Origin of the sequence: Kitasatospora sp. NPDC096147, assembly GCF_044763225.1 — a bacterium.
GTDB lineage: Bacteria > Actinomycetota > Actinomycetes > Streptomycetales > Streptomycetaceae > Kitasatospora.
Map to the genome: position 1 here is coordinate 1121451 of NZ_JBIWFX010000001.1, position 18481 is coordinate 1139931.

The window sequence follows — 18481 nt, forward strand, 5'->3', positions numbered from 1 at the left end:
GTCGAACTAGGCCGTCCGGCGGGCCCGGTGGGCGGCGATCAGGTCGCGGTACCAGGTGTAGGAGGCCCGGGGGGTGCGCCGCTGGGACTCGAAGTCGACGTGCACCAGGCCGAAGCGCTGGTGGTAGCCCTCGGCCCACTCGAAGTTGTCGAGCAGGGACCAGGTGAAGTAGCCCCGGACGTCGACGCCTTCGGCGTGGGCGGCGGCGAGGGCGTCCAGGTGGCCGGCCAGGTAGGAGATGCGGTCTTGGTCGTCGAGGTCCTCGGGGTAGGAGCAGCCGTTCTCGGTGATGGTGACGGGCGGGAGGGCCGCGCCGTAGCGCTCGCGCAGGCCGGTGAGGAGTTCGCGCAGGCCGTCCGGGACCACCGGCCAGCCGAAGGCGGTCCGGGGGACGCCCTCGATCGGGGCGTCGGCGAACGGGAGGCCGGGGGCGGCGGGGGCGGTGATGAGGGTGGGGTTGTAGTAGTTGACGCCCAGTCCGTCGAGCGGGGCGGCGATCAGGGCGAGGTCGCCGTCCCGGACCGCCCCGCCGAGGTCGGCCGGGACGCCGAAGGCCGAGAGGTCGGGGTAACTGCCGAGCAGCACGGGGTCGTTGAAGAGCCGGTTGTGCAGGGTGTCGTAGGCGTCGGCAGCCGCCAGGTCCTCGGCCGAGGAGGAGGCCGGCCGGACCGGGGTGAGGTTGTTGGTCAGCAGGACGGAGCCGCCCCGGGCCCGGAGTTCGGCGGCGGCCAGGCCGTGGCCGAGGAGTTGGTGGTGGGCCACCGGGAGGGCGTCCAGCAGCAGGGTCCGGCCGGGGGCGTGGTTGCCGAGGGCGTAGCCGTAGACCATGTGCACGAAGGGCTCGTTGAGGGTGATCCAGCTGCGCACCCGGTCGCCGAGCCGGTCGGCGACCACGGCGGCGTACTCGGCGAAGCGGTACGCGGTGTCCCGGGCGAGCCAGCCGCCGCCGTCCTCCAGGGCCTGCGGGAGGTCCCAGTGGAAGAGCGTGGGCACGGGCTCCACCCCGGCCTCCAACAGGCCGTCCACCAGCCGGTCGTAGAAGGCCAGCCCGGCCTCGTTCACCGGGCCCCGGCCGGCCGGCACGACCCGCGGCCAGGCGATGGAGAAGCGGTAGGCGTCCACCCCGAGCCCGCGCAGCAGGGCGACGTCCTCGGGCCAGCGGTGGTAGTGGTCGCAGGCGGTGTCGCCGGTGTGGCCGTCCCGGATCGTGCCCTCGCGCGCGGTGAAGGTGTCCCAGATCGACGGCCCCCGGCCGTCCTCCCGGACGGCGCCCTCGATCTGGTACGCGGCGGTGGCCGCGCCCCAGCGGAATCCGGCGGGCAGGTCGTGGCGGTCCGTCATGGGGGTCCTTCCGCAAGGTGATCAGGCAAATGCGAGGACTGCTCATGTTAGGAGCGGAAGCCGTCCGGGGCCAGGGGCCCGCGCGATGACGACCGACCGGGTGACGGGGCGTCGGCCGGGAGCGGACCACCCGGGGTGAGCAGCCGTTCGAGCCGCGCGGCGGAGCCGTCCCAACTCCACTCGGCCGCCGCCCACCGCCGCCCCGCCCGCCCCATCGCGGCCCCCTCCGGGGTGCCCAGCAGCCGGATCACCGCTTCGGCGACGGCTCGGACGTCCCGGCCGTCCACCACCACCCCGGTCCGGCCGTCCAGCACCGCGTCCGGCGCCCCGCCGGAGTCCCCGGCCACCACCGGCAGACCGCTCGCGGCGGCCTCCAGGTAGACAATGCCCAGCCCCTCCGCCTCCAGACCGGCCCGGCGGGTGCGGCACGGCATGGCGAACAGGTCGGCCGCCGCGTAGTAGCCGGGAAGCTCGGCGTGGCTCCGCCCGCCGGCGAACTCCACCGAACCTTCGGGCAGTTGGGCAGCGAGACGACGCAGCCGCCGCTCGTCCGGCCCCTGACCGACGATCAGCAGGATCGCCTCCGGTACGGCACTGCGGATCAGCGGCAGCGCGCGGATCAGCGCGTCCTGCCCCTTGCGCGGCACCAGCCGGGCCACGCACAGCACCACCGTGCGGCCGTGCAGCCGGTGCCGGTCGCGAACGGCACGGGCCCGATCCGCCCGGGACGGGGCGTCGCGGGCCGGATCGAGGGAGATCGGAGCAGCCCGGAACGGATCGGGGTGAACCGGATCGACGTGAACCGGACCGGCACAAGCCAGGCCCGCATCGGCCGGATCGGCGGACGCCGGGCCGGGCACCGGATCCGGCCGGAAGGCCGCCGCGTCGACGCCCGGCACCAGACGGCTGAGCCGGGCCCGTGGCTGCGGGCCGAGCGCCGGGGCGATCCGGCTCCGGGTGTACTCCCCGAGATAGGTGACCACGTCCACCCCCTCGCCCACCCGCCGCAGCAGGCGGCGCGCACCGGGCACCCGGGCCCACCAGATCTCGTGGCCGTGGGTGGTGGCGACCAGGCGTTCGGCCCCGGCCCGGCGCAGGGCCGGGGCCATCAGCGCGAGGGGCGCCGCCGCGCCGAACCAGACCCGGTCGCAGCCGTACGCCCGGACCAACTCGGCGGTCTGCTCGGTGACTCGGCGGGTGGGCAGCAGGGTGCGGGCCCGATCACGGACCACCGGGAACGGCAGGGTCGCGTCGAAGGCGGCGGCACCCGGCTCGGCGGAGGTGTGGACGACCACGTCGTGGCCGGGCACCCGCATGGCCATGGCGTGCACGAAGGTCTCGATGCCGCCCTGGCGGGGTGGGAAGTCGTTGGTGACGATCAGGGTGGTGCCCAAGGTCTCGCTCCGGTTCGGTGATGGAGGGTGCGGATGGTGCGGAGGGCGTGGTTGACGGGTGGTCAGGTCAGGGACGGCCGGATGCGGGTGCCCGGGAGGGCCACCGCCAGGCGACCGCTCCCGTCCGCCGAGGCCCGTACGGCGGTGGGCACGGCGGCGCGCGCGACCAGCCGGGCCCAGAGGACGAGCAGCAGCGGCAAGGCGAAGTAGCCGTACCGCCCGGCCGGGGCGAACAGGAAGGCGAGGCAGAGCCCGGCCGCGAGCCGGTCGGCAGCCGCGACCAGGCCCCGGGGCGGGCGGCGCACCAGCGAGACGGCCACCGCCACGCCGCCGCAGAGCAGCAGCACCAGCCCCGTCCACCGGCCGGCCGGCCCCAGGTCGGCGAGCAGCCGTCCCGGCAGCGGACTGGCGGCGGGGGTCGGGAAGGCGCCGCGACCGGTCGGGAACCGGAACACCTGCTCGACCAGCGGCCCCGGCCCGGCCACCAGCACGGGTGCCAGCACGGCGGTGGTGCCGACCGCCCAGGCAGCCAGGCACCGCACGGCCGACCGAACGGCCGCCCCGCCACGCGCCGACCCGCCACGCGCCGACCCGCCTCGCGCCGACTCGTTCCACCCCACCTGACCGGCCGTCAGCAGAGCGAGCACCACGGGGAGCGCGGGCAGGGCCGTCCACTTGAGGGAGCAGGCGGCGGCCAGCGCCACCCCGGCCGCCACCGGCCGGTGCCGGACCGCGAGGGCGAGGGCGAGCGCGAGCAGCCCGGTGAGCGGCAGGTCGACGCCGCTGACACAGAGCGGGAGCGCCACCAGCGGCGAGGCGACCAACGCCCCGACCCCGATCACGCGCCCGTGCCCGCGCCCCGCCCCGACCGGGCGGGCCGCACCGCCACTCCGCAGCACCAGGTGCGCGGCCGCCAGGCACAGCACCAGTGCGGCAGCACACCAGAACCGGACGTCACCGGCCCCCGCCAGACGCCCCGGCAGGCCGAAGACCGCCATCCCGGGCAGGTACGGGTTGTAGTCCGTCACGCTCTGCGGCTCCGCCAGGTACGGCGTCCCGGTGCGCAGCAGGGTCGCGGCGGAGCGTTCCACCACCCCGACCTCGCTCTGCGCCTGACCGGTCGTCAGCAGCAGCACCAGCGGCACCAGCACCGCCCCGACCGCGGCCACCGCGACCGCAGCCACCGCTCCGCGCGCCCGCCGCTCCGCCCGTACGAGCCCGGCCGCCAGCAGGTAGCCGACGGCCGCGCAGCCGCCCCAGATGCGGTGCGGCGCCAGTGTGGAGACGGCGGCGAGCGCCGCCGCGAAGCCCGCTGCGGCCAGCCACCAACCTGCTCCGACTCCCTTCACCAGAAGCCCTTTCGATGTCCCCGGCAGTTGTTTCGACACCGCTCCATTCCAGGCGGGTTCGGACCCGGGGTCATGGGGTCCAGGTCGAGTTCCGATGGTCGGGTTTTCCCTACCGACAGCGGACGACCGTCCGGTTAGGCTCTTGATGATCAAGAAATCGAGAGGCGCCGGATGTCCCCCACTCCCCCGAGCGAGACCGTTCACGTACCGGCCGTCCGAACGGTGGCACCGGCCCCGCCCGTCCACCCCGTAGGCCCCGCACGCCCCGCACGCCCCGCACGCCCCGCCCGGGTGTTGCGGTGCTGGCTGCAACTGCTGAGCGGCTCCGTGCTCGGCCTCGGCGTGCTGGTGGCGCTGACCGTCCTGCTGGTGGCCGGGGTCCTGCTGTCGGTGCTGGGCGTCGGACTGCTGCTGCTGGCCGGTGTCCCGCTGTTCGGCACGGCGGTCGCCCGGGTGGAGCGCCGCCGGCTGCGCCTGGTCCGGGCGGAGCCGATCCCGGACCCGCACGCGCCCGTCACCGGACGCGGGTGGCTGCGGCACCGGCTGTCGGAGCGCGCCACCTGGCGGGAGCTCGGCTACGCGGTGCTGCTCGCGGTGGTCTTCGGCGCGGCCGGGCTGGGGACGATCGCCCTGCTCGCCTTCTCCACCACCCTGCTGGCCTCCCCCGTCGTGGTGTGGGCGCTGGCGCCCGAGACCGTGATGATCATCCCGGGGCACCCCGTGCCCGGCCCGCTGCACGCGCTGCCGTTCAGCCTGCTCGGCCTCGCCGGAGCGGCGCTCGCCTCGTACGCGGCCACCCGGCTGACGGCCGCTCAGCTCTGGGTGGCGCACGCCCTGCTCGCCCCGCGTCCCGAGCCGGACAGCCACCGGGTGGTCGAGCTGACCCGCTCCCGGGCCCGGCTGGCGGACGCCTTCGAGGCCGAGCGGCGACGGATCGAGCGGGACCTGCACGACGGGGCGCAGCAGCAGTTGGTCGCGCTCACCATGACACTGGGCCTCGCCGAGTCGGAGCTGCGGAGGGAGCAGCGGGCCGCCGCCCCGGAGACCGCCGCGCTGCTGGCCCGGGGCCGGGCCGAGGCCCGCCGGGCGCTGGACCAACTCCGGGACCTGGTGCGGGGGATCCACCCCCAGGTGCTGACCGACCACGGGCTGGCCGCCGCCGTCGCGGAGGTGGCGCAGCGCTCTCCCGTACCGGTGCGGGCGGCGATCGACCTGCCGCACCGGCTGCCGCCGCTGGTCGAGGCGACGGCGTACTTCACCGTCACCGAGGCCCTGGCCAACGCGGCCAAGCACAGCGGCGCGGCTCGGATCGAGGTGGCCGGCACGCTGGCCGACGACCGGTTGGTGCTGCTGATCACCGACGACGGCCGGGGCGGGGCCGACCCGGCCGCCGGTACCGGGCTGTCCGGCCTGGCCGACCGCCTGTCGGTGCTGCACGGCCGGCTGCTGGTCTCCAGCCCGCCCGGCGGTCCGACCGAGGTCCGGGTGGAGGTGCCGTGCTCCGCGTAGTGCTGGCCGAGGACGCCGTGCTGCTCCGGGCCGGGCTGACCGAGATCCTGGAGCGCACCGGGCACCGGGTGGTCGCCGCCGTCGGTGACGGCCCGGCGCTGGCCGGCGCGGTGGCGGAGCACCGGCCGGACGTCGTCATCACCGACGTCCGGATGCCACCGGACTTCCGCGACGAGGGGCTCCAGGCCGCCCTCGGGCTGCGGGCCCGGCAGCCCGGGCTGCCGGTCCTGGTGCTCTCCCAGTACGTGGCGACCGCCTATGCCGCCCAACTGCTCGGTGGTGACCGGAAGGGACCCGGCGGTGGTCTCGGTTACCTGCTGAAGGACCGGGTCGGCGAGGTGTCCGAGTTCCTGGACGCGCTGCGCCGGGTCGCCGACGGGCAGACCGTGATCGACCCCGAGGTGGTCCGGGTGCTGCTGGCCGATCGGACGGCGGCGCAGCCCCTCGGCCGGCTCACCCCGCGCGAGCGCGAGGTGCTGGGGCTGATGGCGGAGGGCTGGAACAACCAGTCGATCGCGGCCCGGCTGTCCGTCACCGAGGCCTCGGTGGTCAAGCACTCCGGCAACATCTTCATGAAGCTCGACCTCGACCCGGCCGAGGGCAACCGCCGGGTGCTCGCCGTGCTGGCCCACCTGCGCGGCGCGGACGGGAGGTGATCCACCGTCAGCCGCCCGGCGGGCCCGGGGTGGGCGCGGACATCATCCGGACCACCAGCTCCGGGCGGCTGCCCACCCCGGTCTTGGTGAAGACCGCCTTCAGGTGGTCCTGCACGGTGTAGGGGGTCATCAGCAGCCGCTGGGCCACCTCCCGGGTGCCCGCTCCCCGGAGCAGCAGCAGCGCGACCTCCTGTTCGCGGGCGGTCAGCCCGTACGCGGCGAGGTGCAGCGGCACCGTCTCGGCGGGGGTGGCGGGCGTGGCGACCACCGTCACCTCACCCGCCGAGGCGTCGGCGCCGCCCGCCTCCCGGAGCGCGGCCGCGTGCAGCAGGTACCACCGGCCGTCCCGGGCGCGGATCCGCACCGGGATGTGCGGGGTGGGCAGTCCGCAGGCCGCCCGGCGGGCGTGCTCGGCGGCCATCGCGACGGCGGTGGGGACGTCCAGCGAGGTGGGCGTGGGGTCGGCCAGCCGGGCGAGCAGGTCCTCGGCCGGGCCGGACAGCGCGCGGGGCCGGTTGTGCCGGTCGAGCAGCAGCACCGCCGGGGTGGGATCGACCGGGTGCGGATCGGGTGGTGGGAGGTGGCCGGCCCGCAGTGCCTGGCCGAGCAACCGGGCTGCGGTGTCCGCGAGTTCGCGGGTCCGGTCCGGGTAGGGGCCACGGTCCGGGGCCCGCATGAAGGCCGCGCACCCCCACATGCCGCCGGCTGCGTCGAAGACCGCCCGCAGCTCGTCGCCGAAGCCGTGCCGGGAGATCTGCTCGCGGTACCGGATGCTCCGCTGCGGTGCGCCCCGGGTCGCCCGGCTGAGCGTCTCGGCGTGCAGGCCACTGCCGCGGATCTTGGGGAAGGTGGCCAGGTCGTCGGCCCACACCTCCAGGTACACCGCGTCCTGGTAGCTGCCCAGGCTGAGGTCCTCGCTCTGCACCGAATTGACCAGCCCGGTCGCCGGGTCCGCGGTGTGCCAGCAGACCGCGTCGAACTCCAGGACCGGGCGCAGGAGTTCGTCCGCCCGCCGGAAGACCTGACTGCTGCTCAACCGCAGCCCGGCCAGCTCCCGTAACTCCGCCATCGCCGCCCGGGCCACCGCTTCCCGCCCCCTGCGTGCCGCCATGCGGGCACGCTAACACCGGCGATCCGCGCCGACGAGTGCCACCGGTGGGCCACGAGCAGCGGCTCAGCGCTGCGCGCGCCCGCCGCCGGCCAGGTCGCGGAACAGCCGGGCGAGCAGGCCGGCCGCCCGGAGAGCACCGTCCGTCACCTCCGCCCGCTGCCGGTCCGTCAGCGGCGGCGCGTCCAACTCCCGTTCGAGCTCGGCGAGGTGGTCGCCGGCCAGGTCGGCGTGCTCCCGGAGGGTGTGGAACCCGGCGGTGGGCAGGCCGGTCAGGCGGGCCAGGTAGCCGGCCAGTCCGAGGGCGGGCGCACTGTCCGCCAGCACCAGCAGCGCGCCCAGCAGCGCGACCGGATGCCCCTGCTCGATCAGCCGGTACTGCGTCATGATCAGCTCCGGCACCGCAGGCGGCACCAAGGGCGGCACGACCGGAAGCAGGGCCGGGCCGCCCGCCGCCGCCAGGTCCGCCAGCAGGTGCCCGGCCCGGTCCCGCTCCCGCTCCGCCCGCCGGAGGTAGTACGCGGCCAGGCCCGGGGCCCAGGCCTCCCGTGCGCCCGCCCCTACCCCTGCCTCCGCGCAGCGCTCGGCCGCCCGCTCCTGCAACGGGGCCGAAGCGGCGGCCAGCAGGTGCTGAGCCCGGAGGTACCGCCGGTAGCGGTCGGCCAACTCGGCATCCGGACGCCAGAGTTCCACGAAGGACCGGCGCAGGCCGGGCACCGCCGGGGCCAGTTCGGCGTGCACCGCCTGGGAGAGCCGCAGGTCGGCGGGCCGACGAGGGGCCGGGCGGACGGGCAGGGCGAGGGGCGGTGCGGTGGCCGGGAGCAGGGTGACCGGTCGGTGCGCAGCGCTGGTCAAGGGAGCCTCCTGATGCGCCCGGGTACCGGTGTGCCGTGTACCTCCGCGCCCTCGCAGCCTCGCAGCGCCCGCGTCCCCCGGTCCATCCCAGCGCTCTGGGATGACCCGGGGTGCACCCGGCGCGACGCGAGGTGACGGCTGGTCAGCGGCCCGGCGGGACGATCCGCGCCGGTGGACCGGCAGGCGAACCCGGGGCGAACCGGTGATGAACCGGGGCGGGAGGGGCAACATGAGGCTGACTCGGGTTGAATAGTGGCGCCCGGCATTCCGGATGCGGCAGAGTGGGCCCATGAAGTCGGAGACGGACGGCCCGGGCCAGAGTGCGAGCGGCCCGCCGGGTGCCCCCGTCCCGCCCCGGCGGCGGCCGGTGCAGCAGCGCAGCCAGGAGCGGTACGAGCGCCTGCTGGACGCGTGCGCCGCACTGCTGGACGAGGTCGGCGCAGGGGCGCTGACCACCAAGGAGACCGCACTGCGGGCCGGGGTGCCGATCGGCACCCTCTACCAGTTCTTCTCCGGCAAGGAGAGCCTGCTCTCCGCACTGGCCTCGCGGAACCTCGACCTCTACCTGGACCGCCTCGGCGGCCGGCTCGGCGCCCAGGCCCACGCGGCCCCGCTCGGCGTGCCGGAGTTCGTCCACCTCGCGGTGGGCGAGTTCGTCGCGATGAAGCGCTCGGTGCCGGGCTTCGGGCAGCTGGACTTCGGCCTGGTCGAGGTGCTCGGCGCCGAACCCCCGACCGGCGGTACCGACGGCGCCCCCGGGGCCGACCCGGGCGGGGTGGACGAAGGCTCGGTGGACGACCGGCACCTGCTGGACACCGAGCTGGACAACAACGCCGCCGTCGCCCAGCGCCTCCAGTCCCTCGGCGGCGGCCTGTTCAGCGGCCCGGGCCATCCGCTCGCCCTGCGGGTGGCACTGGAGTGCGCGGACGCCGTGCTCAAGCTCGCCTTCCGCACCGATCCGCACGGCGACCCGGCATTGATCGCCGAGTGCGAGCGGCTGCTCCGCTGCTACCTGAGCGACCACCGGACCGCCACCGCCTGAGCAGCCGTCCGAGCGACCACCCGGCCGCCCCCAGACCGGCCGCCCCTGACCGAACGCCCCCTGACCGAACGCTCCTGACCGACCGTCAGGGCGCACCCTCCACCCGCGACGCACCGCCCACCGGAGCACCATGACGGACACCCCGCCGCCCGACCTGCCCGCCCCGCTCGAAGCGCTGACGCCCCTGCTGGACGGCTACGGCTACCCGCTGGTGGGCCTGCTGGTGTTCCTGGACAACTGCGGCATCCCGGTGCCCGGTCAGACCGTCCTGGTGCTGGCGGCGGTGTACGCGGGCGCCGGCCGGATGAGCATCGCCGGGGTGGTCACCGTCGCGGTGCTGGCGGCGGTGGCGGGGAACTGCCTCGGCTACCTGATCGGCCGCACCGGAGGCCACCGGCTGGTCGAACGCTGGGGCCGGTACGTGCTGATCACCCCGGAGCGGATGGCGCGCGGGGAGCACTTCTTCACCCGGCACGGCGCCAAGGTGGTGACGGTGGCCCGGTTCGTGGACGTGCTGCGGCAGACCAACGGCATCGTGGCCGGCACCACCGGGATGCCCTGGCGGCGCTTCCTGCCGGCCAACGTGCTCGGCGCGCTGCTCTGGGTCGGCGTCTGGGCCTCGGCCGGCTACCTGGCCGGGGACAACATCGGGCCGCTCTACCGCGAGCTGGCCCGCTACCAGCTGGTGCTGCTGATCGCCGCCGCCGTGGCCGCCGCCGGGCTGGTGGGGTACCGGCTCCGGCGGCGGCAGCTGGCCCGCCGTCAGGACGGGCCGCAGCAGCGGCAGTAGGGCCGCCGACGGGTCAACGGGCGGTGCGGATCGAGTAGTTGAAGTCCGCGTGGCCGTAGTGGTTCATCAGCCGCAGCCAGAACGGCATCAGCATCTCCAGTCCGCGCGAGCCGGTGATGTCGCCGAGGTCCAGCACGGCGGCCTTCGGCCAGCCGAAGGAGTGCAGCAGCTCGGTCACCTCGGCCTTGGCGGCCGGGTCGTTGCCCGCGATGAAGAGCTGGTGCTCGCCCGGCACCCGGGACGGGTCCACCATCAGCTCGCAGTTGAGGGTGTTGAGCGCCTTGACCACCCGGGCCTCCGGGAAGTCGCGCTGGAGCTGCTCGCCGATGCTGTCCACGTTCACCGGCTCCAGGCTGACCTCGCCGAGCGGCGAGAAGACCAGCGGGTTGGAGACGTCGATCAGCACCTTGCCGGCCAGGTTCTCGTCCCCGGCGTTGCCCAGGGCCTTGGCGGCGACGACGCCGGAGACGGCGTTGATCAGCAGCTCGCCGAAGGCGGCGGCCTCGGCGAAGGTCCCGTGCTGTGCGCTCGGCCCCGCCTGCTCGGCCCAGGCCACGGCGGTCGGGTTCTGCTCGGTGCGCGAGCCGAGCATCACCTCGTGCCCGAGCTCCACCAGCTTCCCGCCCAGCGTCCGCCCGACCATGCCCGTACCGATGATCCCGACCCGCATCACGCACTCCCGTCACTGAACCGGCTGTGGCTTCGAACCCTAGCCGAGCGGGGATCGGCGGAGCGTGGCCGGCAGGCGAGCGGAGTGTGACGGAACGGGTGCCCACCGGCCCGGCGGAGAAGGGAAGTTGCTCCCCCGCCGGGCCGGCCGGGCCGGGCCGGAACGACGCGTGTTCCGTTAAGTCCGGCGCGCCGGACTACTCGACGGTGACGCTCTTGGCCAGGTTGCGCGGCTTGTCCACGTCCCGGCCGAGGGCCACGGCGGCGTAGTACGCCAGCAGCTGGAGCGGGATGTTCAGCAGCAGCGGGTCCAGCTCGGGCTCGGAGCGCGGCACGATCACGGTGTGGTCGGCCAGCTTGGCGTCCACCTGACGGTGTGCCACCGCGAGCACCCGGCCCGAGCGGGCCTTGATCTCACCGAGGGTGGTGAGGTTCTTGTCCAGCAGCTCGTCGTCCGGCACCAGCGCGACGGTCGGCAGCTCCGGGTTGATCAGCGCCAGCGGGCCGTGCTTCAACTCGCTGGCGGGGTACGCCTCGGCGTGCACGTAGCTGATCTCCTTCAGCTTCTGCGCGCCCTCTCGGGCCACCGGGAAGCCCCGGACCCGGCCGATGAACATCATGCCCTCGTGCTTGGCGTACTCGGCCGCCAGCTCGGCGATCTTCTCCTCCTCGGCGAGGATCTCCCGGATCTGGCCGGGCAGCGCCTTGAGGCCCGCCACGATCCGGCGGCCGTCGGCCGGCGACAGGTCGTGGACCCGGCCGAAGTGCAGGGCCAGCAGCGCGAAGGCGATCACGGTGGAGGTGAACGCCTTGGTGGAGGCGACCGAGATCTCCGGGCCGGCGTGCAGGTAGATGCCGCCGTCGCACTCGCGGGCGATGGCGCTGCCCACGGTGTTGACGACGCCGAGCACCCGGCCGCCCTTGCGCTTGATCTCCTGGACGGCGGCCAGCGTGTCGTAGGTCTCGCCGGACTGGCTGACCGCGATGTAGAGGGTGTCGGCCTCGATCACCGGATTGCGGTAGCGGAACTCGGAGGCCGGCTCGCTGTGCGCGGGGATCCGGGCCAGCTCCTCGATCAGCTGGGCGCCCATCTCACCGGCGTAGTACGCCGAGCCGCAGCCCAGGATCTTCACCCGGCGGATCTCGCGCAGCTCGCGGGCGTCCAGGTTGAGGCCGCCCAGGTGGGCGGTGGAGAAGCGCTCGTCGAGGCGGCCGCCGAGGGTGCGCTCGACCGAGGCGGGCTGCTCGTGGATCTCCTTGTGCAGGTAGTGCTCGTGCCCGGCGGTGTCGTAGGAGTCGATCTCCCAGTCCACGGTGGAGGGCTGACGGGTCACCGTGCGGGCGTCCTCGGTGAAGGTGCGGAAGCCGTCGGCCTTGACCACGGCCAGCTCGCCGTCCTCCAGGTGCACCACCTGGCGGGTGTAGCGGACCAGGGCGGCCACGTCGGAGGCGACGAACATCTCCTTCTCGCCCAGGCCCAGCACGATCGGGCTGCCGTTGCGGGCCACCACGATCCGGTCGGGCTGGGTGGCGTCCAGCACCGCGATGCCGTAGGTGCCGATCACCTTCTTCAGCGCCGAGCGGACGGCGTCCTCCAGGTCGACGCCCTCGCCCAGGTGGGCGGCGATCAGGTGCGAGAGGGTCTCGGTGTCGGTCTCCGAGCGGAACACCGCGCCGTCGGCGGTGAGCTTGGCGCGCAGCTCCTCGGCGTTCTCGATGATGCCGTTGTGGACCACGGCGATCCGCTCGGCGTTGTCCAGGTGCGGGTGGGCGTTGGCGTCGCTCGGCACGCCGTGGGTGGCCCAGCGGGTGTGGCCGATGCCGGTGGTGCCCTTGAAGCGGGCCGGGACGGCGGCGGCCAGGTCGGCCACCCGCCCCTTGGTCTTGCAGACCTTCAGGCCGCCGGCCTTGCCGGTCACGGCGACGCCCGCCGAGTCGTAACCCCGGTACTCCAGGCGCTGCAGGCCCTCCAGCAGGAAGGCGGTGGCGTCCTTGGCCCCGATGTAGGCGACGATTCCGCACATGTGTGTACAACTCCTCTGATTCCGCCGCCCCCTGAGGCGGCGTCAGCCGTAGACGATCCGGCGCAGCTGACGGGTGGACAGCTCGGGTGCCGCGACCCGGCGCGCGGCCAGCTCCCCGGTCAGCCGGTCGAAGATCTTCTCGTTGGTCAGTCCCCGTGCCTGCAGCTCACCGTGGCGGCGGCGGACGTACTCCTCGGTGGTCTCCGAGAAGTACGCGAGCACCTCCGCGACCACCCGTACGGCCTCTCCCGGTCCCAGCGAGGTGGTCCGGGTGAGGTGGACGAGCAGGTCTTCATGAGGGTGCGGTGAAGCGGACACGAGAGGGGAGCCTATGCGTTCGAGGTCTTCCAATCCAATAATCCTGCCCGAAATCGGGCAGGGATCCCGCCCTTGCGCACCAGCGGGCCGCATCGCCGGGTCGGCCGTCCGGGGGAGGCTCCGCTGTGAGAGCCTGTGCCGGGGGTGACCGGGGGGTCGGCCCCTCGTTGACCAGTCGGCCGAGCCGACACTCCCGAATGGCCGTCAGAAACGCTCCGTTTCGATCCGGAACAGCCAGGATGGGAACCGCCACCGTCCGTAGCGACCGCCGGGGGACCAGAGCACATGCAGCCGCGACTCTTCGCGATCATCACCGCCTTCCTGCTGGGCGCGCTCGGTCTCGGCTCGGTCGCCGTGACCGACTGGACGCCGGCCCCGCCGGGCAGCGCGCAGACCGCGCAGGCCGCCCCCGCCACCCAGCAGGCCGCGCTGGCGCCGGCCGCCGCCTCGCCCTCCCCCACCGGGGACCCGGCGGTGTGGACCCGCTCCACCCTGCGCAACAAGCTGATGGCCAAGATGGACGCCACCGACCCCGGCCAGGCGCTGGCCGAGCTGGACGCGATCTCCAAGAAGCTCCCCTACACCGTGCGCTTCTGCCACCCGATCGCCCACGAGCTCGGCCACTCCGCCGTGAAGCGGTACAACGCCGACTTCCAGAAGGTCATCTCCTTCCCGCACGAGACCTGTGCGGCGGGCTACCTGCACGGCGCGGTGGAGGAGATGCTGAACGCCTCCGCCAATCCGGAGGAGGACCTGCTGAAGCTCTGCGCCCCGGCCAACAAGGGCCCGTGCATCCACGGCGTCGGCCACGGCACGATGTTCGTCGCCAAGCAGGACGTGGCCAAGGCCCGGGCGCTCTGCAACAAGTTCCCCACCGACAGCCGGAAGATCACCTGCTCCGAGGGCCTGTTCATGCAGCTGTTCGGCCCGGACGAGGAGGACGAGAAGGCCAAGGCCAACCTCGACCCGGCCGCCCTCGCCAAGGACCCGCTCTACCCCTGCAAGGACCAGCCCCCGCTCTTCCAGTCGGCCTGCTTCTTCTACGCGCCGACCTTCTACCTCTCCTCGCACGACTACGCCAACAACCCCGGGGTCTTCGCCGACGCCCTCAAGTGGTGCCTCAACGGCCAGGCCAGCGGTGGCGCCCAGGACTGCTCGCGCGGCGTCGGCTCGCGCACCATGAAGTACAACCTGGACCGCGAGGACTGGGCGGCCGACCAGTGCGCCACCGCCGCCGACTCCTGGCAGCGCAAGGCCTGCACCCAGGGCCTGATGAGCTACTACACCGTCAACTACACCGAGGCCGGAGCCGGTTCCCGGCTCTGCTCGAAGATCACCAACAAGGAGATCCAGGGCTACTGCCGCTCGGCCGGCGGCCTCTCCAGCACCCTGGACTGAGCTCCGCCCCACCCGTACCGGCGCCCGGGTGGCACCACGCGCCCCGCGCGGTGTCCACCCGCCGGACGGCGGGGACCGGCCAGCCGGGTGCCGCGTACGATCGACCGCACCGGGTACGTCGAGGAAGCCGTCCCTCCACAGCCGTCTGATGGAGCGCCAGCATGAGCACCACCCCGCAGCAGGAGCACCGGGGCACCGCCCCCCACCAGGACTTCCGCAGCGCCGCCCGGGCCGTCGCCGACCTCGCCGCCGACCACCTGGAAGGGGTGGCCGACGGGCCGGTCTGGCAGCCGATGGCGGAGGCGGACCGACGGGCCCTGCTGGAGCTGCCGCTGCCCGAGCACGGCACCCCGCTGGACGGGCTGCTCAAGGTGATCGAGCGTCAGGTGCTGAGTGCGCCGATGGGCAACGGGCACCCCGCCTTCTTCGGCTGGGTGAACTCCGCCCCGGCCCCCGCCGGGGTGCTGGCCACGCTGGCCGCCGCCGCCACCAACCCGAGCTCGGCCGGCGGCGACCACGCCGACGTCCACCTGGAGCGCGCGGTGGTGCGCTGGATCGCCGAACTGGTCGGCTTCCCCGCCGCCGAGCCGTCCGCCGCCAAGGGCACTCCGGGCGGCATCCTGACCTCCGGCACCTCGATGGCCACCATCCTCTGCCTGGCCGCCGCCCGGCAGCGGGCCGCCGAGCGGGCCGGCCACGACCTGCGGGCCGACGGCCTGGCCGGGCTGCCGCCGCTGGTCGCCTACGCCACCGCCGAGACCCACTCCTGCGTCCGCAAGGCGGTCGAGCTGCTGGGGCTGGGCAGCCGGCAGATCCGCACCGTGGCGGAGGACGCCGACGGCCGGCTCGACCCGGCCGCGCTGGCCGAAGCGGTCGCCACCGACCGGGCCGCCGGGATGCTGCCCTTCCTGGTGGTGGCCTCGGCCGGCACGGTGGGCACCGGCGCGGTGGACGCCTTCGACCCGATCGCCGACGTGGCCGAGGCCGAGGGCCTCTGGCTGCACGTGGACGGCGCGTACGGCGCCTGGGGCGTGCTGGACCCGGTGATCGCCGACCGGTACGCGGGCATGCACCGGGCCGACTCGCTCGCCCTGGACCCGCACAAGTGGCTGGGCGTGCCGGTGGACTGCGGCTGCGCGCTGGTCCGGGACGCCGACACCCTGCGGGACACCTTCTCGCTGGTCCCCTCCTACCTGCGGGACGCCACCGCCGGGGACTTCGGCTGGTTCTCCGAGTACGGCATGGAGCAGACCCGCCCGTTCCGCTCGCTCAAGGTCTGGGCCACCATCGCGCACAAGGGCCGGGCCGGGCTGACCGCCGACATCGCCCGCACCACCGAACTCGCCCGCCACCTGGGCGCCCTGGTGGAGGCCGATCCGGAGCTGGAGCTGACCGCCCCGGTGCACACCTCGATCGTCGCCTTCCGCCACACCGGCGGCGACGCCGTCAACCACGACCTCCCCGCCGCCGTCCAGGCGCGCGGGCGGGCCTTCGTCACCGGCGCGCTGCACCGGGGCCGCGAGGTGCTGCGGGCCTGCCTGCTGAACCCGGCCACCACCGAGGCCGACCTGGAGCTGCTACTCGCCGAAGTCCGCGCGGCGGCCCGGGAACTGACGGAGCGTCCGTCCGCTTCCTGAAGCGGCGGAAGGACGGTTCGGATGCCACCCGCAGAGATTAACCAACAGGTCACGGGGGATTCGTGATCGTGAAACACCGGCAGAGCACCATGTTTCCATGGACACCACCTCTCGCACCGAGCAGCAGCGCCCGGAGCCCTCGCGGGCCGAGCGCCGCAGCGCCAGAAACCACCGCTGGCGCCACTCCACCACCGAACTCGCCGCCGTCTTCGTCGCGGTGGCAGCCGCCGACCTGGTCGCCAACACGGTGGTGCACGGCCACGACGGGCCGGTGCTGCTGGTCCTCTCGGCCCTCGCCCTGCTCGCCACGGCGGTCTTCCACGCCTGGTGGGCGCACCGGCATCCGCACGGGCCGCCCGGCCCCGAGCCGGCCGCACCCCCGGGCACACCGGACGACCGGGCGGCCGAGGTGACCGGCCCGATGCACGCCCACGTGCCCACCACGCTCTGGCGGCTGCGCGCCACCGTCTCCGACTCCCCCGGCAGCCTGGCCCGGATCTGCACCGCGCTGGCCGGCCTGGAGGTCTCGATCGTCTCGCTCCAGACCCACCCGCTGCCGACCGGGGCGGTGGACGAGTTCCTGGTCCGGGCCCCGCAGCCGCTCGACCGCGCCGAGCTGACCCGGGCCGTCGCAGCCGGTGGCGGCAGCGACATCTGGACCGACCGGGCGGACGCCCACGACCTGGTGGACGAGCCCACCCACGTGCTCGCCCTGGCCACCCGGACCGCCCTGGACGCGGCCGAACTCCCGGTCGCACTGCGGCGGTTGTTCGGACGGTGCACCATCCGGCAGTTCCCCGGCGGCGGGGACGGCGCGGCCGCCGGGGTGGACGGCCACCTGATGCGGCTCCCGGTGCCCTCCGGCGACCTGATCGAGCTCAGCCGCCCGCACCTGCCGTTCACCCCCACCGAGTTCGCCCGGGCGCAGGCCCTGGTCGAGCTGGATTCGCTGCTCGGCCCCCGGGTCCCGCAGGTCCGGGCCCGGCTGCGGCTGCCGGCCGGCACCGACCTGACGGTCCGCCGAGCCGACGCCTCCGACAAGGCCGCCGCGCTCGCCATGCACGAGCGCTGCTCCCCCGACACCCTGCGCAAGCGCTACCACGGCCCGGTCCGGGACGCCGACCGCTACCTGGACCACCTGCTCGACCCCCGGCACGGGCAGACCCTGGTGGTCGAGGCCGCCGAGGGCCGGATCGTCGCACTGGCCCACCTGATGTGGGACGACGAGGGGGCGGAGGTGGCCCTGCTGGTCGAGGACGCCTGGCAGCGGCACGGCCTGGGTGTGGACCTGCTGCGCCGGATGGCCGCCCTCGCCCTGGAGGCCGGGGTGCCGACCGTCTACGCCGTCACCCACGCCGCCAACACCGGGCTGATCTCCACCATGCGCCGGCTCTCGGCCCCGCTCGACTACCAGGTCGAGGACGCCACCCTGGTGATCACCGCCCACCTCACCGAGGCCACCGAGACCCTGCCGGCTCCCTGGCCCAGCCGCTGACCGCACCGCCTCTCGCCTCTCCGACCGGCCCCGTCCACCGCCCTCGCCGGCGGCGGCCGGGGCCGGCGCGCGGCTCCTCGACCGTTCCGGTCCTCTCGAGGCGGCCGATCCAAGGCTCCTCCTCCCGGATGGCGAGCAGGGAGGACGCGGGCGGCGGGGACCGGTCGGGGGTTGCGCGCGTGCGGCGGCGGCCGGGGCCGGCCGGACCCGGCGGGGATCGTCACGCAGGCACTACCGTCCCCCGCCTGCCACCGCAGGCGGCCGGCTCGTCCGCCCACCGCGCGGCCGCGTAGAGCCGAACCAGATCGTGCAACCGGTAGCCATCTGGGGAGTCATGACCGAGCAGGTGGACAGCGGTCAGCTGTCCGACCAACACCGGCACCGCACAAGGGTTTTCACCCATCACGACACCTGCCCATCGGCGTACCACCGGGCTGCCCTGGCAGCGGAACCAGTCGGCGGTTGCGGCCGAGCGGGCAGGGCTGACCCGGCGGGGACCGTCACGCAGGCACTACCGCGAGCCGCCCGCCCGCGACCACCCGCCACCACAGGCGGCCAGCTCGTCCGCCCACCGCGCGGCCGCGTAGAGCCGGACCAGATCGTGCATCCGGTAGCCGTCCGGGGAGTCGTGGCCTTGCAGGTGGACGGCGGTCGACTGTCCGACCAACACCGGCACCGCACAAGGGTTTTCGCCCATCACGACACCTGCCCATCGGCGTCCCGCCGGGGTGCCCTGGCAGCGGAACAGTCGGTGGTTGCGGCCGAGCGGGCAGGGCTGACCCGGCGGGAGCCGTCACACAGGCACTACCGCGAGCCGCCCGCCCGCGACCACCCGCCACCACAGGCGGCCAGCTCGTCCGCCCACCGCGCGGCCGCGTAGAGCCGGACCAGATCGT

General features: G+C 74.5%; 16 protein-coding genes. 7 read left to right on the forward strand and 9 right to left on the reverse strand.

The features are described from left to right. Positions 1–6 precede the first annotated feature (6 nt). From ACIRBX_RS04840 to ACIRBX_RS04850, 3 genes are all read right to left on the reverse strand, one after another. Positions 7–1341, reverse strand: coding sequence for a GH1 family beta-glucosidase (locus ACIRBX_RS04840; RefSeq protein WP_402293738.1), 1335 nt, complete (start codon positions 1339–1341; stop codon positions 7–9). Positions 1342–1388: 47 nt separating this feature from the next. After that, entirely contained in the window at positions 1389–2735 is a 1347-nt protein-coding gene (locus tag ACIRBX_RS04845) for a glycosyltransferase family 4 protein (RefSeq protein WP_402293739.1), read from the reverse strand. A gap of 62 nt (positions 2736–2797) precedes the next feature. Continuing rightward, positions 2798–4084: a hypothetical protein gene (locus tag ACIRBX_RS04850; RefSeq protein ID WP_402293740.1), complete on the reverse strand. Its 1287-nt coding sequence runs from the start codon at positions 4082–4084 to the stop codon at positions 2798–2800. Positions 4085–4375: 291 nt separating this feature from the next. On the opposite strand from ACIRBX_RS04850, the gene ACIRBX_RS04855 reads away from it, so the two are divergent. Then, positions 4376–5593, forward strand: a complete 1218-nt coding sequence (locus ACIRBX_RS04855) for a sensor domain-containing protein (RefSeq protein ID WP_402293742.1) — start codon at positions 4376–4378, stop codon at positions 5591–5593. Beyond that, positions 5581–6249 (forward strand): response regulator, encoded by a 669-nt coding sequence (locus ACIRBX_RS04860; RefSeq protein ID WP_402293743.1) that lies wholly within the window; start codon positions 5581–5583, stop codon positions 6247–6249. The genes ACIRBX_RS04855 and ACIRBX_RS04860 overlap by 13 nt, the downstream gene beginning before the upstream one ends. Positions 6250–6256: 7 nt before the next feature. Here ACIRBX_RS04860 and ACIRBX_RS04865 read toward each other — a convergent pair whose 3' ends face one another. Both ACIRBX_RS04865 and ACIRBX_RS04870 read right to left on the reverse strand, forming a co-directional pair. Then, positions 6257–7360 carry a LuxR C-terminal-related transcriptional regulator gene (locus ACIRBX_RS04865; protein ID WP_402293744.1) on the reverse strand — a complete coding sequence of 368 codons (1104 nt, stop codon included), beginning with the start codon at positions 7358–7360 and terminating at the stop codon, positions 6257–6259. 63 nt (positions 7361–7423) lie between these two features. Continuing rightward, positions 7424–8212 (reverse strand): hypothetical protein, encoded by a 789-nt coding sequence (locus ACIRBX_RS04870; protein ID WP_402293745.1) that lies wholly within the window; start codon positions 8210–8212, stop codon positions 7424–7426. Between the two features lie 289 nt (positions 8213–8501). Between ACIRBX_RS04870 and ACIRBX_RS04875 the strand changes: the two genes are divergently transcribed. Together ACIRBX_RS04875 and ACIRBX_RS04880 are read left to right on the forward strand one after the other, a co-directional pair. After that, the gene (locus ACIRBX_RS04875; protein WP_402293746.1) at positions 8502–9254 is read left to right on the forward strand and encodes a TetR family transcriptional regulator; all 753 of its coding nucleotides are present in this window, start codon (positions 8502–8504) and stop codon (positions 9252–9254) included. Between the two features lie 130 nt (positions 9255–9384). Beyond that, on the forward strand, positions 9385–10044 hold the full coding sequence (locus tag ACIRBX_RS04880; RefSeq protein WP_402293747.1) for a DedA family protein: 660 nt from the start codon (positions 9385–9387) through the stop codon (positions 10042–10044). 13 nt (positions 10045–10057) lie between these two features. Here the strand turns inward: ACIRBX_RS04880 and ACIRBX_RS04885 are convergent, their stop codons facing one another. The 3 genes from ACIRBX_RS04885 to ACIRBX_RS04895 all read right to left on the reverse strand — a co-directional run bounded on the left by ACIRBX_RS04885 (position 10058) and on the right by ACIRBX_RS04895 (position 13055). Continuing rightward, positions 10058–10714 (reverse strand): NADPH-dependent F420 reductase, encoded by a 657-nt coding sequence (locus ACIRBX_RS04885; RefSeq protein ID WP_402293748.1) that lies wholly within the window; start codon positions 10712–10714, stop codon positions 10058–10060. A 196-nt stretch (positions 10715–10910) separates the two neighbouring features. After that, positions 10911–12737: a glutamine--fructose-6-phosphate transaminase (isomerizing) gene (gene glmS / locus ACIRBX_RS04890; RefSeq protein WP_402293749.1), complete on the reverse strand. Its 1827-nt coding sequence runs from the start codon at positions 12735–12737 to the stop codon at positions 10911–10913. Between the two features lie 42 nt (positions 12738–12779). Continuing rightward, positions 12780–13055 (reverse strand): hypothetical protein, encoded by a 276-nt coding sequence (locus ACIRBX_RS04895; protein WP_402293750.1) that lies wholly within the window; start codon positions 13053–13055, stop codon positions 12780–12782. Positions 13056–13340: 285 nt separating this feature from the next. Between ACIRBX_RS04895 and ACIRBX_RS04900 the strand changes: the two genes are divergently transcribed. The 3 genes from ACIRBX_RS04900 to ACIRBX_RS04910 all read left to right on the forward strand — a co-directional run bounded on the left by ACIRBX_RS04900 (position 13341) and on the right by ACIRBX_RS04910 (position 17585). Next, on the forward strand, positions 13341–14453 hold the full coding sequence (locus ACIRBX_RS04900) for a hypothetical protein (RefSeq protein ID WP_402293751.1): 1113 nt from the start codon (positions 13341–13343) through the stop codon (positions 14451–14453). A gap of 161 nt (positions 14454–14614) precedes the next feature. Further along, complete coding sequence (locus ACIRBX_RS04905) at positions 14615–16090, forward strand: pyridoxal phosphate-dependent decarboxylase family protein (protein ID WP_402293752.1); 1476 nt, start codon at positions 14615–14617, stop codon at positions 16088–16090. Between the two features lie 97 nt (positions 16091–16187). Next, complete coding sequence (locus ACIRBX_RS04910) at positions 16188–17585, forward strand: GNAT family N-acetyltransferase (RefSeq protein WP_402293753.1); 1398 nt, start codon at positions 16188–16190, stop codon at positions 17583–17585. A gap of 511 nt (positions 17586–18096) precedes the next feature. Here the strand turns inward: ACIRBX_RS04910 and ACIRBX_RS04915 are convergent. Continuing rightward, on the reverse strand, positions 18097–18282 hold the full coding sequence (locus ACIRBX_RS04915; protein ID WP_402293754.1) for a hypothetical protein: 186 nt from the start codon (positions 18280–18282) through the stop codon (positions 18097–18099). Between the last annotated feature and the right edge of the window lie 199 nt (positions 18283–18481).

Bases quoted from the DNA above. Each gene is read 5' to 3' on its own strand.
- ACIRBX_RS04840 (WP_402293738.1), bottom strand. From the start codon at position 1,341: ATGACGGACCGCCACGACCTGCCCGCCGGATTCCGCTGGGGCGCGGCC.
- ACIRBX_RS04865 (WP_402293744.1), bottom strand. From the start codon at position 7,360: ATGGCGGCACGCAGGGGGCGGGAAGCGGTGGCCCGGGCGGCGATGGCG.
- ACIRBX_RS04875 (WP_402293746.1), top strand. From the start codon at position 8,502: ATGAAGTCGGAGACGGACGGCCCGGGCCAGAGTGCGAGCGGCCCGCCG.
- ACIRBX_RS04880 (WP_402293747.1), top strand. From the start codon at position 9,385: ATGACGGACACCCCGCCGCCCGACCTGCCCGCCCCGCTCGAAGCGCTG.
- ACIRBX_RS04885 (WP_402293748.1), bottom strand. From the start codon at position 10,714: ATGCGGGTCGGGATCATCGGTACGGGCATGGTCGGGCGGACGCTGGGC.
- glmS (WP_402293749.1), bottom strand. From the start codon at position 12,737: ATGTGCGGAATCGTCGCCTACATCGGGGCCAAGGACGCCACCGCCTTC.
- ACIRBX_RS04900 (WP_402293751.1), top strand. From the start codon at position 13,341: ATGCAGCCGCGACTCTTCGCGATCATCACCGCCTTCCTGCTGGGCGCG.
- ACIRBX_RS04905 (WP_402293752.1), top strand. From the start codon at position 14,615: ATGAGCACCACCCCGCAGCAGGAGCACCGGGGCACCGCCCCCCACCAG.
- ACIRBX_RS04910 (WP_402293753.1), top strand. From the start codon at position 16,188: ATGGACACCACCTCTCGCACCGAGCAGCAGCGCCCGGAGCCCTCGCGG.
- ACIRBX_RS04915 (WP_402293754.1), bottom strand. From the start codon at position 18,282: ATGGGCGAAAACCCTTGTGCGGTGCCGGTGTTGGTCGGACAGTCGACC.